Origin of the sequence: Gloeobacter violaceus PCC 7421 (assembly GCF_000011385.1) — a bacterium.
Lineage (GTDB): Bacteria > Cyanobacteriota > Cyanobacteriia > Gloeobacterales > Gloeobacteraceae > Gloeobacter > Gloeobacter violaceus.
In genome coordinates, this window is record NC_005125.1 from 880,311 (window position 1) to 894,887 (window position 14,577).

Annotated in this window: 17 protein-coding genes and 1 tRNA gene; 12 read left to right on the top strand and 6 right to left on the bottom strand. The window is 62.4% G+C overall.

Translation table 11 applies throughout. The features are described from left to right. Positions 1 to 72: 72 nt before the first annotated feature. A complete protein-coding gene (locus GLL_RS04295) occupies positions 73 to 3,402 on the top strand; it encodes a VPS10 domain-containing protein (protein WP_011140825.1) in 3,330 nt (1,109 codons plus the stop codon). Between the two features lie 64 nt (positions 3,403 to 3,466). Here the strand turns inward: GLL_RS04295 and rpmA are convergent, their stop codons facing one another. The 3 genes from rpmA to GLL_RS04310 all read right to left on the bottom strand — a co-directional run bounded on the left by rpmA (position 3,467) and on the right by GLL_RS04310 (position 5,457). After that, positions 3,467 to 3,754 (bottom strand): 50S ribosomal protein L27, encoded by a 288-nt coding sequence (rpmA, locus tag GLL_RS04300; RefSeq protein WP_011140826.1) that lies wholly within the window; start codon positions 3,752 to 3,754, stop codon positions 3,467 to 3,469. Positions 3,755 to 3,764: 10 nt separating this feature from the next. Next, positions 3,765 to 4,130 carry a 50S ribosomal protein L21 gene (gene rplU / locus GLL_RS04305; protein WP_011140827.1) on the bottom strand — a complete coding sequence of 122 codons (366 nt, stop codon included), beginning with the start codon at positions 4,128 to 4,130 and terminating at the stop codon, positions 3,765 to 3,767. Between the two features lie 103 nt (positions 4,131 to 4,233). Then, complete coding sequence (locus GLL_RS04310) at positions 4,234 to 5,457, bottom strand: FIST signal transduction protein (protein WP_011140828.1); 1,224 nt, start codon at positions 5,455 to 5,457, stop codon at positions 4,234 to 4,236. A 61-nt stretch (positions 5,458 to 5,518) separates the two neighbouring features. Here GLL_RS04310 and pyrR point away from each other — a divergent pair, with 61 nt between their 5' ends. From pyrR to secG, 6 genes are all read left to right on the top strand, one after another. Continuing rightward, complete coding sequence (gene pyrR / locus GLL_RS04315; RefSeq protein ID WP_011140829.1) at positions 5,519 to 6,049, top strand: bifunctional pyr operon transcriptional regulator/uracil phosphoribosyltransferase PyrR; 531 nt, start codon at positions 5,519 to 5,521, stop codon at positions 6,047 to 6,049. A 63-nt stretch (positions 6,050 to 6,112) separates the two neighbouring features. Continuing rightward, positions 6,113 to 6,478: a 50S ribosomal protein L19 gene (gene rplS / locus GLL_RS04320; protein WP_011140830.1), complete on the top strand. Its 366-nt coding sequence runs from the start codon at positions 6,113 to 6,115 to the stop codon at positions 6,476 to 6,478. Positions 6,479 to 6,594: 116 nt separating this feature from the next. Continuing rightward, positions 6,595 to 6,667: transfer RNA gene (locus GLL_RS04325), tRNA-Trp, on the top strand. A 23-nt stretch (positions 6,668 to 6,690) separates the two neighbouring features. Continuing rightward, positions 6,691 to 6,912: a preprotein translocase subunit SecE gene (gene secE / locus GLL_RS04330; RefSeq protein WP_011140831.1), complete on the top strand. Its 222-nt coding sequence runs from the start codon at positions 6,691 to 6,693 to the stop codon at positions 6,910 to 6,912. Then, the gene (nusG, locus tag GLL_RS04335; protein ID WP_011140832.1) at positions 6,888 to 7,505 is read left to right on the top strand and encodes a transcription termination/antitermination protein NusG; all 618 of its coding nucleotides are present in this window, start codon (positions 6,888 to 6,890) and stop codon (positions 7,503 to 7,505) included. The genes secE and nusG overlap by 25 nt, the downstream gene beginning before the upstream one ends. 11 nt (positions 7,506 to 7,516) lie before the next feature. Then, positions 7,517 to 7,828 carry a preprotein translocase subunit SecG gene (gene secG / locus GLL_RS04340; RefSeq protein WP_011140833.1) on the top strand — a complete coding sequence of 104 codons (312 nt, stop codon included), beginning with the start codon at positions 7,517 to 7,519 and terminating at the stop codon, positions 7,826 to 7,828. A 41-nt stretch (positions 7,829 to 7,869) separates the two neighbouring features. Here secG and GLL_RS04345 read toward each other — a convergent pair whose 3' ends face one another. Then, entirely contained in the window at positions 7,870 to 8,154 is a 285-nt protein-coding gene (locus GLL_RS04345) for an HU family DNA-binding protein (protein WP_011140834.1), read from the bottom strand. A gap of 154 nt (positions 8,155 to 8,308) precedes the next feature. On the opposite strand from GLL_RS04345, the gene GLL_RS04350 reads away from it, so the two are divergent. The 5 genes from GLL_RS04350 to GLL_RS04370 are packed head-to-tail and all read left to right on the top strand — an operon-like array spanning position 8,309 to position 12,402. Beyond that, the gene (locus tag GLL_RS04350; RefSeq protein ID WP_011140835.1) at positions 8,309 to 9,160 is read left to right on the top strand and encodes a Cof-type HAD-IIB family hydrolase; all 852 of its coding nucleotides are present in this window, start codon (positions 8,309 to 8,311) and stop codon (positions 9,158 to 9,160) included. After that, complete coding sequence (locus GLL_RS04355; RefSeq protein WP_011140836.1) at positions 9,127 to 10,062, top strand: M23 family metallopeptidase; 936 nt, start codon at positions 9,127 to 9,129, stop codon at positions 10,060 to 10,062. Before GLL_RS04350 ends, GLL_RS04355 begins: the two co-directional genes overlap by 34 nt. A 48-nt stretch (positions 10,063 to 10,110) precedes the next feature. Continuing rightward, complete coding sequence (locus GLL_RS04360; RefSeq protein ID WP_011140837.1) at positions 10,111 to 11,613, top strand: DASH family cryptochrome; 1,503 nt, start codon at positions 10,111 to 10,113, stop codon at positions 11,611 to 11,613. A 55-nt stretch (positions 11,614 to 11,668) separates the two neighbouring features. Then, the gene (locus GLL_RS04365) at positions 11,669 to 12,079 is read left to right on the top strand and encodes a hypothetical protein (RefSeq protein WP_011140838.1); all 411 of its coding nucleotides are present in this window, start codon (positions 11,669 to 11,671) and stop codon (positions 12,077 to 12,079) included. A 53-nt stretch (positions 12,080 to 12,132) separates the two neighbouring features. After that, positions 12,133 to 12,402 carry a DUF6364 family protein gene (locus GLL_RS04370; RefSeq protein WP_011140839.1) on the top strand — a complete coding sequence of 90 codons (270 nt, stop codon included), beginning with the start codon at positions 12,133 to 12,135 and terminating at the stop codon, positions 12,400 to 12,402. A 56-nt stretch (positions 12,403 to 12,458) separates the two neighbouring features. Here the strand turns inward: GLL_RS04370 and GLL_RS04375 are convergent, their stop codons facing one another. Both GLL_RS04375 and hemH read right to left on the bottom strand, forming a co-directional pair. Then, positions 12,459 to 13,439, bottom strand: a complete 981-nt coding sequence (locus tag GLL_RS04375) for an aldo/keto reductase (RefSeq protein ID WP_011140840.1) — start codon at positions 13,437 to 13,439, stop codon at positions 12,459 to 12,461. A gap of 96 nt (positions 13,440 to 13,535) precedes the next feature. Then, a complete protein-coding gene (gene hemH / locus GLL_RS04380; RefSeq protein WP_011140841.1) occupies positions 13,536 to 14,519 on the bottom strand; it encodes a ferrochelatase in 984 nt (327 codons plus the stop codon). Positions 14,520 to 14,577 lie beyond the last annotated feature (58 nt).

Consider the following 14,577-nt stretch of genomic DNA (forward strand, 5'->3'; position numbering starts at 1 on the left):
TGCTATCTGCGGCTGAAGATCAGCTACAGTTACCTGTGTTATCGAACACCTTGACAAGAAAGGACGATTGGCATGACTGGCTTGAAGCCCCGGCAAAGCGCCGAACAGCGCGCGAAAATCCTGGCTGTTTCTGTCCTGGTGAGCCTGCTGGGCGCGCTGCCGGCCGCCGCCGCCTACGACAAACTCTTTTTTGCCGGCATGAAGGCGCGCAACGTCGGCCCCGGCAACATGAGCGGCCGGGTGGCCGCCGTCGCGGCGGTGAGCTCCCAGCCGGAGATTATCTACATCGGCACCGCCACCGGCGGCGTCTGGAAAAGCACCAACGGCGGCACCACCTGGAAGCCCATCTTTGACGATCAGGACACCTCTTCGATCGGGGCGGTGGCCGTCTTTCAGCCCCAGCCCGAGATCGTCTGGGCGGGCAGCGGCGAAGGCAACACCCGCAACAGCGCCGGGGTGGGCCGCGGCGTCTATAAATCCACCGACGGCGGCAAGAGCTGGCAGAAGCTGGGCCTCGAAAAAACCGAGCGCATCCACAGAATCTTGCTGCACCCCACCAACCCCGACATCGCCTACGTGGCGGCGATGGGGGCCACCTGGGGCGAGAACCCCGATCGAGGCGTCTTCAAGACCACCGACGGCGGCAAGAGCTGGAACAAAATCCTCTACGTCGATGAACGGACCGGCGTCGGGGATCTGGCCATCGACCCGTCCAACCCCGACAAGCTCATCGCCGCGATGTGGGAGCACCGGCGCTGGCCGTGGGCCTTCAAGTCCGGCGGTCCGGGAAGCGGCCTGTACGTCACCTTCGACGGCGGCGGCAGCTGGAAGAAACTCGAAGCCAAAGACGGTCTGCCGGCCGGGGAGTTGGGCCGCATCGGGGTGGCCGTTGCCCCGAGCAACCCGAAAGTCGTCTACGCCCTGGTCGAAGCGGGCAAGAACGTGCTGCTGCGTTCCGACGACGGGGGAACAAGCTGGAAGACCATTAACACCCGTCCCGACGTCAACCCGCGCCCCTTTTACTTCGCCGACCTCGAAGTCAATCCCAAGGACGAAAATCTGCTCTATCGGCTGCAGGTCAACCTGGATATCAGCACCGACGGCGGCAAAACCTTCAAGCCCACCGCCCCCCAGGGCATCCACTCCGATCACCACGCCCTGTGGATCCACCCGAACGGCAACACCCTGATCAACGGCAACGACGGCGGGGTAGCGATCAGCTACGACCGGGGCAAAAAGTGGCAGTTCGTCGACAATTTGCCCCTCGGGCAGTTCTACCACATCGGTGTGGATATGGAGCAGCCCTACAACGTCTACGGCGGTCTGCAGGACAACGGCTCCTGGCGCGGTCCCAGCAATGCGCTCAAACCTTCCGGCATCCTCAATGCCAGCTGGGAAGCGGTCGGCTTCGGAGACGGCTTCGCCACGCTGCCGGATCCCGAGAACGCCGAGTACGGCTACGCGATGAGCCAGGGCGGCAACCTGTTCTATTTCAATTCCCGCACCGGCGTGCGCAAAGTCATCCGCCCCACCGAGACAGAAACCAAGCACCGCTACAACTGGAACGCGGCCCTCGCCATCGACCCGTTCGACCCCAAGACGATCTACTACGGCAGCCAGTTTGTCCACAAAAGCCCGGACAAGGGCAATACCTGGCAAATGATCAGCCCGGATCTGAGCACCGACGATCCCGAAAAGCAAAAACAGACCGAATCCGGCGGCCTTACCCGCGACGTGACCGCCGCCGAAAACCACTGCACGATCTTGAGCATCGCGCCCAGTGCGATCAAAAAGGGCCTGCTGTGGGCTTCCACCGACGACGGCAACGTGCAGCTCACCACCGACGGCGGCAAAAGCTGGCAGCGCGTCTCAGACAGTCTGACAAAAGCGGGGCTGGTCCCGGCGGGCACCTGGGCACCCCACGTCGAAGCTTCGAAGCACGATCCGGCCACGGCCTACGCGGTCTTCGACGATCACCGCCGCTCCAACTGGCAGAGCTACGTCTTTGTCACTCGCGACTACGGCAAGAGTTGGAAAAGCCTGGTCACCCCCACGATCGACGGCTTCGCCCACGTGATCGAAGAAGACCCGGTGAAGGCGGACCTGCTCTACCTGGGGACCGAATTCGGCTTGTTCGTGAGCGCCGACGCCGGCAGAAGCTGGTTCAAGTGGACCCAGGGACTGCCCACAGTGCCGGTCACCGATCTGGTGGTCCACCCGCGCGAGCAAGATCTGGTGATCGGCACCCACGGCCGGGGCATCTACATCCTCGACGACATCCGGCCGCTGCGCGCTTTGAGTGAGCAAGTCGCCGCCAAAGCTCTACACCTGTTCGCAGTAGCCGATCCCGATCAGATGCACTTTGCCCCCTTCTCGGGGCCGTACTTCTTTGCGGGCGACGCGCTCTTTCGCGGCAAAGCGCGCCCCTACGGAGCGCTATTGACTTACGTGCTGAACGGCCCCGGCCTGGAGCCCGCCAAAGCGGACGCCGAGGAAGGCGAAGAAGCCGACAAAGACAAAGAAGAAGCGGCCACGGCACCCAAAAGCAGCCAGCCGATTCCTCCTGCCGGAGCCCCGGCAACGGGTGAGGACAAACCCGTCGCGACCGCCCCTGCTGCCGAGACCCAGAAAAAAGAAGAAGCGAAACTCGACATCGAGATTCTCGACGACACCGGCAAGGTGATCCGCACGGTCAAAGCACCGATGAAGGCAGGTCTCAACCGGATAGCCTGGGATCTGCGCCGCGAAAAATTCGCCGTGCCCCAGTTTCCCCTCAGCGATCCCGAGCGGATCAAAGAGCGCGAAAAAGCCGACAAAGAGCGGCGCGGGACGCTGGTGCCGCCGGGCAAGTACACCGCCCGCATCCAGTACCAGGGCTCGATCGTCAGCCAGAGTTTCGAAGTGAAACCCGATCCGCGCATTTCTTACTACCCGGCGGCGCGGCGCCAGAGCTATCAACTGGCCCTTGAAGCCGGGGCGATGCTCGAATCGGTGGCGAAGGCCTACCGGCAGATCTGGGACACCCGCAAAACGATCCAGACGGCGACGCAGGGGGATAAACCCGCCAACCCGTTGCTTGCCGAGCGCGGCAAGGCCCTCGACGCCAAACTGGCGAATCTGGCGGACCGCATGGCCCCCAACGAAGATCGCCAGGGTATCTACGACCGCACCGCCGAGGTCGCCAATCAGATCGCTATTGTGCTCGGGGCTTTGCAGAGCAGCTACGACGGACCCAACCAGCCGGTGCTGGTCAAGTTCGAAAAAGTCAAACAGCAGACCGCCACCATCCTTGCCGAGTACGACACCCTCAAAAAAAGCGAAGTGGTCGCCTTCGAGCAAGCCCTGCGCGCCGCCGGTTACCCGGCCGGGGCGGGTACTGCCGGCCAGAGCGCCCAGCCATAGGGAGCTGCATCAAAAAGCGCACCGCAGATAACCCCGGTGCGCTTTTGATTTTTCCAAGGCGTTGCTACTCGGCGGCTACGGGCTGCATGGCCGTCTGAGCAAGCGGGTAAACGCTCACTTTCTTGCGGTCGCGGCCGAGGCGCTCGAAGGTGACGATGCCCTCGATAAGTGCGAAGAGCGTGTCGTCGGAGCCGCGTCCGACGTTGGCGCCCGGGTGAATCTTGGTGCCGCGCTGACGGATCAGGATATTGCCGGCTTTGACCCGCTCGCCGCCGTAGCGCTTGACACCCAGGCGTTGGGCGTTGGAGTCGCGGCCGTTGCGGGTGGAGCCTGTGCCTTTTTTGTGTGCCATGGTTGCTTCCTCAGGTGCTGGATACTGCTTCGGCTTTCGCTTCGGCCGTGAAGCTCCGGCCTTCAAAATCGATCGATTCGATCATCACGCGCGTAAAACGCTGGCGATGGCCCTTTTTGCGGCGATAGCCCTTTTTGGGGCGCATCTTGTAGACGGTTACCTTGGCCGCCTTGCCGTGCTGGAGTATACGGCCCTGCACAGCCGCCCCCTCGACGGTCGGCCGACCGACGACGGCCCCGCCCTCGTGGCGCACCAGCAACACCTTGTCAAAGGTGAGCGCGGCCTCGACATCGAGGGCCAACAACTCGACATCATAGAAGCGGCCCGGTTGGACCAGCACCTGTTTGCCGCCCGTCTCCACGATCGCGTAGACCATATCTCTCCTACCGCCGTACAGGTGCGCGCGGCGCGCGCTTGGGTAACCTGGTTCGAGCGAAATCACAACAGCTAACTATTATGGCAAAGCAGTGGACGGGCTGTCAAAGCCGCCCGGAGGTGCGGGGCCGGAAGAGGCCGAAGGAGGAGGTGTAGCCGTGCAGAAAGGTGGTGCTTCCCACCGGTCCGATCTCGCCATTACAGAAAAATCCGGCAAGCGGCACCCCCTCACCCAGGACCTGGGCGAACAGGGTACTGTCGACGTCCGGTTCGCCATAGAGAGATTCACCCCGCCCGAGGCACGAAAAGAGCAAGGCCCCGGCGGGCGGCGCGCCGCTGTGCTCAAGACGGTGGCGCTGCAGTACCAGCTGCAGATCGTCTCGGGAGGTGGCCGCGTCGCGCAGGTGAAAGCGGACGGTCTGGCCGGTGCGCAGCCATTCGCCCACCGCCAACCCGCCCGTGCGCGAATCGACACCCATCAAATTGCGCACCAGAAAATCGCCCTGCTCGGAACCCGAGTGAAACTCGCTCATCCGCACGCCGACAAACAACGCATTGCGCGCCAGACGCTGATCGTTCTCGTCGAGTTGCTGCAGGACGGTTTGCAACACCTGCAACGCCGGTTGGCCGTCCAGTTCCCATAGCAGGTTGCCCTCGGCGCGGGTGATCTGAAAGGTCTCCCCCACCGGGCGACAACCCTGGGCCACCGCCGCTTCGACGGCGATGTCGCCTGCGAGGACCACCCCCACCGCGCCGCTGCCCACCGCCTGATCGCCAAAAAACAGGCGGTTCTGGCCGGGGCGGTTGCCGCCGCTCGCCAGGCCCCCCACCTTGATGGCCTTCGGAAAAGCAAAATCGAGGCCACCGATGAGCACGTCGACCGGAAAACTGCTGCCGTCGACCATCAGCACAAAATGGGGAGCCGCCCCGGCAGAGATTTCCATCAGATTCTCCCAGGTCTTGGGAGAGCTATCGAGATCGGGAAGCTCCTCGGCTTTGAGCCAGAAGGGTCGCAACTCGACCCCCGGCAGGTGCGCCGCCAGCAGCGACAGCGCCGAAGGCCCTTCGACCTCACTGCCCGCACCGATGATGCCGCCGCCGGAGCAGCCTATCTGCACCCGGCAGGCCAGTTCGCGCTGCAGTCCCCCCAGCCACTGCCCGGCACCCTGGGCAAAATCCGGGGAGGCGAACACAAACAGCAGATCCACCCGCCGACCGGCCATCTGGGAGCGGATCGCCCGGGTGGCTTCTGTGAGGGCCTCTGCCACGGTGGGGCGGCGCGAAAGGGCACCGGCCCAGTGCATCGTGTCTGAGGCAAAACCGGCCATGCTCAATGCCTCCTTGTTGTGACGAACGCCAGAAGGTCTGTCCCCAAGATAGTATGTCCCAATGAGTCGCGAGCCTGTCGAGATCCTCTCCGCCGCCGAGTTGCGACGCACGCTCCAGCGGCTTGCCACCCAAATTATCGAGAACAACCGCGGTGTAGAAGATCTGGTGCTGTTGGGCATCTACACGCGGGGGGTACCCCTGGCCGAACGGCTCGGTCGGCTCATCGACGGCCTGGAGAACACCAGCGTGCCGGTGGGTGCCCTCGATATCACCCTCTACCGCGACGATCTGCGCGACATCGGTGTCAGGCCCCTCAGCCGCAGCGAAATCCCCTGCGACGTCACCGAGCGCAACGTCTATCTTGTCGACGATGTCATCTACCGGGGACGCACCGTGCGCGCCGCCCTCGACGCGCTCACCGACTACGGCCGTCCCGCCGCCATTCGCCTCGCGGTCCTCGTCGATCGCGGCTGGCGGGATCTGCCCATCCACCCGGATCTGGTGGGCCGCCAATTGCCCACCGCCCGCCACGAACAGGTCAAGGTGCTGCTCGAAGAGATCGACGGCCGCGACGGCGTGCTGCTGTACTGAACTTGCCGCCGATGATTTGTGGTGATAGGCTGGGACACTGTTGAGCATTCGCAAAAACCAATCATGAACGCCCAGGAGATCATCCGCTCGATCGAAGCGGAACAGATGAAGACCCAGTTGCCCGTGCTGCACATCGGCGATACGGTCAAAGTCAACGTCCGCATCCGCGAAGGCGGCAAAGAGCGCATCCAGGCTTTTGAAGGCACGATCATCTCCATGGCGCGCGCCGGCATCAACCGCACAGTCACGGTGCGCCGCATCTTCCAGGGCATTGGCGTCGAGCGGGTCTTTCTCGTCCACTCGCCGCGCATCGAGAGCATGACCGTCACCCGCCTCGGCAAGGTGCGCCGCGCCAAGCTCTACTACCTGCGCGACCGCATCGGCAAAGCCACCCGCGTCAAGCAAAAAATTACGCGCAAGGCCAACTGAGCCCCGGCCCCGGGGCGTTTGCACTGCGCCTCTTCTCGAAAGATGCTCCTTGACGGCAGGATCGACAATCTTTAAGATCGGTAGTTGCACAGCCGCTTCGGGCGGCTGTTACGCATGCGTGGTTAGTTCAGTCGGTAGAACGCAGGTCTCCAAAACCTGATGTCGAGGGTTCGAGTCCTTCACCACGCGCCTTTTTTCGGAGTGCCCCGCCAGTGACCACCGAGCCAAAGTCCACTTCCCCCGAGGTACCCGCCAAGTTCAATCCCCGGCAGTTTCTGACCGAGGTGCGCGGGGAACTCGACAAGGTCGTCTGGCCCGATCGCAAGCAGCTGATCAGCCAGTCGGTGTCGGTGGTGCTCATCGTGGTGGTGATCGCAAGCTTCATCTATTTGCTCGACGAGTTGTTGAAATGGTTATCGGGACTGATTTTCTGATGGATTCCGCAAGAAAGCCCGAGCAGCCCGAGCCGCACTGGTACTTCGTCCAGGTGGCCTCCGGATGCGAAAAAAAGGTCAAGACCAATCTGGAGCAGCGCATCCAGACGATGGAGATGAGCGAGCGCATCCTCAAAGTCGAGATTCCCGAGCGCCAGGCGGTCCGCATTCGGCAAGAGGGCTCGCGTACCGCGAGTGCTGAGAAGATTTTTCCGGGCTACGTGCTCATCAACATGGTGATGGACGACGAGTCCTGGCAGGTGGTCAAAAATACCCCGAACGTGATCAACTTCGTGGGCACCGAGGAGCGCCGCCGCTACGGCCGCGGGCGCGGCCACGTCACCCCCCGGCCCTTGGGGTCGGCGGAGGTCAACCGCATCTTCCGCGCCGCCGAGCAGGAGGAGCCGGTGATCAAGGTCGACCTCGAACCCGGGCACAAAATCGAAGTCACCGCCGGTCCGTTCCAGGACTTCAACGGCGAAGTGGTCGAGGTTAACCCCGAGCGGGGCACCCTCAAGGCGCTCATCTCCATCTTCGGCCGCGACACGCCGGTCGAACTGGGCTTCAATCAGGTCCGCCGTCTCGACGAATAGGAGGTACCCCTGTGACCGTTCTGGTGATTGTTCTAAGAATCCTGTGGTCGCTGCTTGCGGTGGGTATTGTCGTCACAGTGCTCCTGCACGCCGCCAAGGGCGACGGCATCGCCGCCATCGGCGGCAGCGCCCAGCTTTTTTCGAGCCAAAAAAGTGCCGAGAGCAACCTCGACAAGGTGACTTGGGCAGCGGTGGCCGGCTTTCTGGCGATCACCATGGTATTGAGCGCGGGCTGGCTTGAGCCGCCGGGTGCGAACGCCCCGGCGACGGCCATTCCCCAGGCGGCTCCCACGCTTCCCGCGCCCCAAGCGCCCAAAAAATAGGGATATGCCCCTGCATATCCCTATTCGAAGTCTGGTATCTACTACTTATTGTTGGTAAGCACTGCTTCTTTGAAGGTTTTGCCCGCGCTGAAGGCCGGTGCAACCGTCGCAGGAATGATCATTTTTTCATTGGTCTTCGGGTTGCGTCCCTCCCGCTCGGCCCGTTTACGCGCTTCGAAGGTGCCAAATCCGACCAGGGTGACTTTTTCGCCACCGGCGACGGTGTCCTGGATTTCGTCGAAGACGGCGCTGATCACGGCATCCGCTTCTTTGAGGGTTATCTTGGTTCGCTCGGCCACAGCCTTCACCAATTCGCCTTTGTTCATGTAGTCGACGTCTCCTCAGATCTGTCTTGAAATATTAAAGCATGAGAGCCTTGAGTAGAGCCGATTTGAGCGCTTTGGCCGTCAATAATTCGCAATAACAGGTGAGCGTCGGCTGTTAATCTGAAGGGTGTGTAAGACAAAAGAGTTCGCTCCGATGCCAATTACCTTGCTCGTTCTCGATCTCGACGGCACGATCGTGGGCCAACAACTGCAGGTCAGCGACGCCGTGATCGAGGCGATCCGCCGGGTGCGCGGGCAAGGGGTGCGCGTGGCGGTGGCCACCGGCCGCATGTACCGCGCGGCGCTGCCTTTCTACCGGCTGGTGGGTTCGGACCTACCGCTGGTGAGCTACCAGGGGGCGCTGGTCAAAGATCCGGTGGACGGTCGGGTGCTGCTGCACCGGCCGGTACCCGTCGAGCGGACTCTGGAGGTGCTTGCCTTTCTGGAGGGGGAGGGACTGGCGGTTCATCTATACCTCAACGACACGCTCTACGTGCGCGAACTCACAGCCGCAAGCCGGCGCTACGGCGAGCGCACCGGGGTCACACCCCAGGTAGTGGGCGATCTGCGCCGGGTGCTGACGGCGGAACCGACCAAGATTTTGGGGCTCACCCCCGGCGAGGCGACGACCGACCGTCTGCTCGGAGAACTGCGCGAGCGCTACGCTCCCGAGACGCTCTACCTCACCAAGTCCGACCCGACCTTTGTGGAGGTGGCCCACCCCCAGGTCAACAAAGGGCTGGCGGTGCGCTATTTGGCCGAGCAAATGTTGCAGATCCCCCGCGAAGAGGTGATGTGCGTGGGCGACCAGTTCAACGACGCCGAGATGCTCGCCTACGCCGGGATCGGGGTGGCGATGGGCAATGCGCCTGCCGGTGTGCAGGCGGTCGCCGACTGGGTGGCTCCCACGGTCGAGCAGGACGGCGTCGCCCGCGCGATCGAAAAATTTATCCTGGCACCCGAGAGCCTCCCATGCGTTCCTGCTCCCGTTTCACCGGCGCCCTAATCGGGTTTGCGGCCCTAGGCGGCATCTTGGCGTCCGCGGGCGACGCCCGCCTCCCGCGGACACCGCTCAGCTTGTCGGCTCTTTCCACCCTGCCCGCCGACGCCCGCGCTCTGCCGCTGCAATTGCCCTTTGCCCGGGGAGCCTGTTTCGTGGTCACCCAGGGCAACCAGGGCGGCTACAGCCACCACGAGCGCTCCAACCGCTACGCCTGGGACTTCGCCATGCCCACGGGCACCCCAATCGCCGCCGCCGCCGCCGGTCGGGTGGTGCCGGTGCCCAAAGTTTACGAAGGCATCGGCAAGAGCGTCGTGCTCGACCACGGCGGCGGTCTCTACACCCTCTACGCCCACCTGAGCCGCGTGAGGGTGCGTCCCGGCGAGCGCGTCGGGGCCGGTCAAATCATCGCCGCAAGCGGCCGGGATACCGGTGTGGCCCCACACCTGCACTTTGGGGCGATGACGCTGTTGCCCTCGCTCACTTCGCTCCCGGCCCGGCTGGCCGATAGCGCAGCCCCGGACGGTGTGCCCAAACAGGGCGAGCGCGTCTGCGCCCGGGGGGCGGCGGCGAGCCAGCCTTCCGACACGCCAGTTACGGCCGACGCTTTCATCGGCCAGGGCATTTTGCTGAAGACTGCCCCACCCGCCCACGCCCTGGTGATGGGCAAAAGCTACAAAGTGGCAGGGGTCTCCGCCCGCCCCTTCGGTGCGGTGTTCTATCAGGTGCGCTCGCTTGCGGGGCTCATCTACACCAACAACGCCGTTTACAGTGATGCGCGGGGTCGCTTCAGCTTCGAGGCAGAAACACCGCTGGGCAAGCCGGGCGAGCCGGTCCAGCAAGTGATCTTTAGCGACCTGGCCCGGCAGGGTACAGCTGTCTCGACGGTGGTGCTGGTCGAGCGCTAGGGCGGCGGTTGTTGCGTATCATGGCAGGCAGGGTATCGATGTGCACCGATGTCTACCAAAACTGTCCTTGTCTGGTACCGCAACGACCTGCGCGTGCACGACCACGAGCCGCTCACCAGCGCGCTGCACAAAAATGCCAGGGTCGTGGCGCTGTATTGTTTCGATCCGCGGCAGTTCGGCAAAGCCCCCTTCGGTTTTGAGAAGACCGGGCCTTTTCGCGCCCGGTTTTTGCTCGAAAGTGTCGCGGATCTGCGCCGTTCGCTGAGGCAACTGGGAAGCGACCTGCTGGTGCGCCGGGGCCATCCCGAGGAGGTGATCCCAGCACTGGTAAGCGAGTTGGAGATTGCGGCCGTCCACTACCACGGCGAGGTCACTTCTGAAGAACTCGTGGTCGAGCGGGATCTTCAGGCAGCGCTCGCGCCTTTGAACGTGCCGGTGCGTTCGTTCTGGGGAACAACCCTGGTGCACCCGGATGACTTGCCCTTCGCTATCGAGGCGATCCCTGAACTATTTACGGATTTTCGCAAGCAGGTCGAGCGCTCCGCCGCCATCAACCCGCCCCTGCCCGCCCCTGCGAAGCTGCCGCCCTTGCCTGCAGTCGATCCCGGCGAGATCCCGCAACTGGCGGATTTGGGTCTTGAAAGCCCGGTCACAGACGAACGGGCTGTGCTGCAATTCAAAGGCGGCGAGACATCGGGGCTCGCTCGCCTCGAAGAATACTTTTGGCAAAAAAGTTTGCTCAAGTCCTACAAACAGACCCGCAATGGCATGCTCGGGGCCGATTATTCTTCAAAGTTTTCAGCCTGGCTCGCCCTGGGGTGCCTCTCCGCCCGCTATATCCACGAGCAGGTGCAGACCTACGAGACAAAGCGCATCAAGAACGATTCGACCTACTGGCTTATTTTCGAACTGCTTTGGCGCGATTACTTTCGCTTTATCGCCGCCAAGCACGGGGATCGGTTGTTTTACACTGCGGGCCTTCGGGGACTGGACATTCCCTGGAAAGAGGACTGGGAGCGCTTTGAACTGTGGCGGACGGGCCAAACCGGCTTTCCGCTGGTCGATGCCAACATGCGCGAACTGGCGGCTACCGGCTTTATGTCCAACCGGGGCCGACAGAACGTCGCGAGCTTTTTGACCAAGAACCTGGGCATCCACTGGCACATGGGAGCCGAGTGGTTCGAGTCGCGGCTGATCGATTACGACGTGGCGAGCAACTGGGGCAACTGGAACTACACCGCCGGTGTCGGCAACGACGCGCGCGGCTTTCGCTTCTTCAACATCCTCAAGCAGGCCAGAGACTACGACCCCGACGGCGCCTACGTCAAACACTGGCTGCCGGAACTGGCCGGATTGCCCCCGGCCAGGGTGCACGAGCCCTGGAAATTGCTGCCCGTCGAGCAGAAGCGCTTCGGGGTCAGACTGGGTGTCGACTACCCGCAACCGGTGGTCGATCTGTTCCAATCGGCCGCCGCCAACGAGGCGATTTACAACGCTGCCTGGGAGCACCACCACAGAAAGCGCCGCGGACAACCGCGAAGCCGCACTTGAGTCGATATATAGGAGCGGTTAAAGTACGTGTAGTGTCAAAGCACCACCTGCGACTATGGACTGGCTGCAAGTTCCGCCTCTGCTGGAAAAAGATCCCGAATCCCCGGCAGCGAACGGCTGGGGAACGGTGCTGGCCAATGACCTCGACAGTCTGCTCTTTGGCAGCCAGCGCGGCATCTACCGCGGTCGAGACCCACTTAAAAAGCGCTACGGCTGCGACGGCGGCCAGTTGATCGCCGAGGCCAGCTTCTGCTTGAGGCTGGGGGGCTGCCTGCTCAAAGGCTCCCCTGAGATCCGCTTTTGCTCCAATCCTCTGTTGGAAGTGCTGCTTCGAGAAGCCCTCGAAGCACTACCCAGTTACCCCATCTGGCTTGCGGATCGCTGTGTCGAAGCGCGCTACCGCATCGGCATCGACGCCGGCCGCAACCAGGTGCAGATCAAGTGGCTGCCTGCCCCTCTGCGCTAGCGTCCAGAAAGTTGGGCGAGGATAGAAACACCATGCCTCAGAGGAGAGGTTAGATGCCGGCTATGCAAACCAAGCTGACGATACGGCTCGACAAGCGCCTTGTCGATAAAGTCAAGCGCTGGGCAGCCTCACGTCACCGCTCGGCGTCTGAAGCCGTCGAGCGGTTTTCTGCTCAGAGTCCGGATCCAGAGGCACTCCGAACACCAAAATCGAGTTCCTGGGTAAGGGGCTTGAGCGGGCTGCTCGATGAAGGCCAACCCGCTCCCACCGACGAGAAATTGCGCGATGAGTATATTGATTATCTGGAGGGTAAGTATCGGTAATCAGCACCTCATACAGGCATGGCTTCCAGGGCGTACTTCGCCAGGCTATCTCGAAGTTATCGATTGACCCCACTCATATCGGCATAGCGCTGCCCGGAAGCGGCTCCCCTGGGAGCAATCGCTTCAATGCTCGCCAGTTCCTCGGGAGCGAGGACAATTTCGGTGGCGGCGACGTTTTCTTCCAGGTAAGCGACGCGCTTGGTGCCGGGGATCGGTACGAGATCCTCGCCTTGCGCCAGGATCCAGGCGAGGGCCAATTGCGAAGGCTGCACGCCTTTTTGGGTGGCCAGTTCCCGGACTTTCTCCACCAGTTGCAGATTCTTTGTGAAGTTCTCGCCCTGAAAGCGCGGTGACTGGCGACGGTAGTCGTCGGGAGCAAAGTCGTCGGGGCTGGTGATGCTCCCGGAGAGAAAGCCCCGTCCGAGCGGGCTGTAGGGCACAAAGCCGATGCCCAATTCCCGCAAGGTGGGCAAAATCTCATCCTCGACGTCGCGGCTCCACAGCGAATATTCCGACTGGAGGGCACTAATCGGATGCACTCTCTGGGCGCGGCGAAGCGTCTGGGGAGCCGCCTCCGAGAGACCGATAAAGCGCACCTTGCCCGCTTGCACCAGTTCGGCCATCGCCCCCACGGTCTCCTCGATGGGGACTTTCGGGTCGACCCGGTGCAGGTAGTACAGGTCGATGACTTCGACCCCGAGCCGTTCAAGGGACGCTTCGCAGCTGGAGCGCACGTACTCCGGTGAACCGTTCACCCCGCGAAAGCCCCGGTCTTCGCTGCGCACGATGCCGAATTTAGTGGCGAGCACCACTTTGTCGCGGCGGTCGCGAATTGCTTTACCCACCAGCTGCTCGTTAGTGTAGGGACCATACATGTCGGCGGTATCGAGAAAATTGATCCCCAGTTCCAGCGCCCGGTGGATGGTGGCGATCGACTCGGTTTCGTCGGTGGCGCCGTAGAACTCAGACATGCCCATGCAACCGAGGCCAAGTTCGGAGACCACCAGTCCCTGATTGCCCAGTGCGCGCACTTTCATGGTTGTTGCTCCTGCAAAATTGCTGGATGGTGAGTGCGGTAGGTATGGGATCACCTTAGAACTTGGAGCGCGCTCTAAGTCAAGGCACTGCGCCAACTAGCGCGAGTAGACACCCAGATTCTCGATCACCATCTCGGCTAGATCGTCGATGAACGTCTTGTTGACGTTGAGGGCCTTGGCGCGGCGAAAGTCGTGAATGCCGGCAGCTTCAGCCACTTCGCGGTATTCGATCTCGATTTCTTGCAGGGTCTCGATGTGCTCGGAAATAAAGCTCACCGGCACCGCCAGCAGGGAGCGCACCCCTTTTTGGGCCAGTTCGTTGATGGTGTCTTCTGTGTAGGGCTTCAGCCACTCCACCGGGCCGACCCGGCTCTGATAGGCGAGCGAATGGGCGTTGGGGCGTCCAAGCGATTGCATGACCAGGTCGACCGTTTCCTCGGTCTGGCGCTGGTACGGATCGCCGTCTTGATCGACGTAGGTGCGGGGCACACCGTGGGCGGAAAAAAGAATATGCACCCCGTCGGGGTTGTCGAATTTGTCGAGGCCCTCGCGCACGCGCTCGCCCATCGCCCGGATGTAGCCGGGGCGGCTGTACCAGGAGTTGATCGTGATGCGCTCGATGGCTTTGAGGGACGGATCGCGCGCCCAGATCTGGTCGAGCAATTTGAAGCTCGAACCGCTGGTGGAAATCGAGTACTGCGGGTAGAGGGGCAGAAGCACCAGGCGGCGAATGCCGTCGGCTTTGATTTTGCGCACGGCTTCCTCGGTAAACGGGTGCCAGTAGCGCATACCGACGTAGACTTCGATGTCGAGTCCGCGGGCGGCGAGCGCTTTTTTGAGCACCCGGCCCTGCTGGTTGGTGATCGCCCTGAGGGGCGAACCGCCGCCGATGGCCTGATAATTCTTGCGCGATTTGGGAGCGCGCAAAGTCGAAATCAACCAGGCGAGCGGCTTTTGCAAGGGCGGCACCGGAATGCGAATAATTTCCGGGTCGGCAAACAGGTTATACAGAAAAGGCCTGACGTCCTCTTGTTTGTCCGGCCCCCCCAGGTTGAGCAACAGCACTCCGACTTCAGCCATGCGCCACCCTGACTACACAACGATCCTCAATCAGGCTAGCTCCGATTTGGTTTCCCGA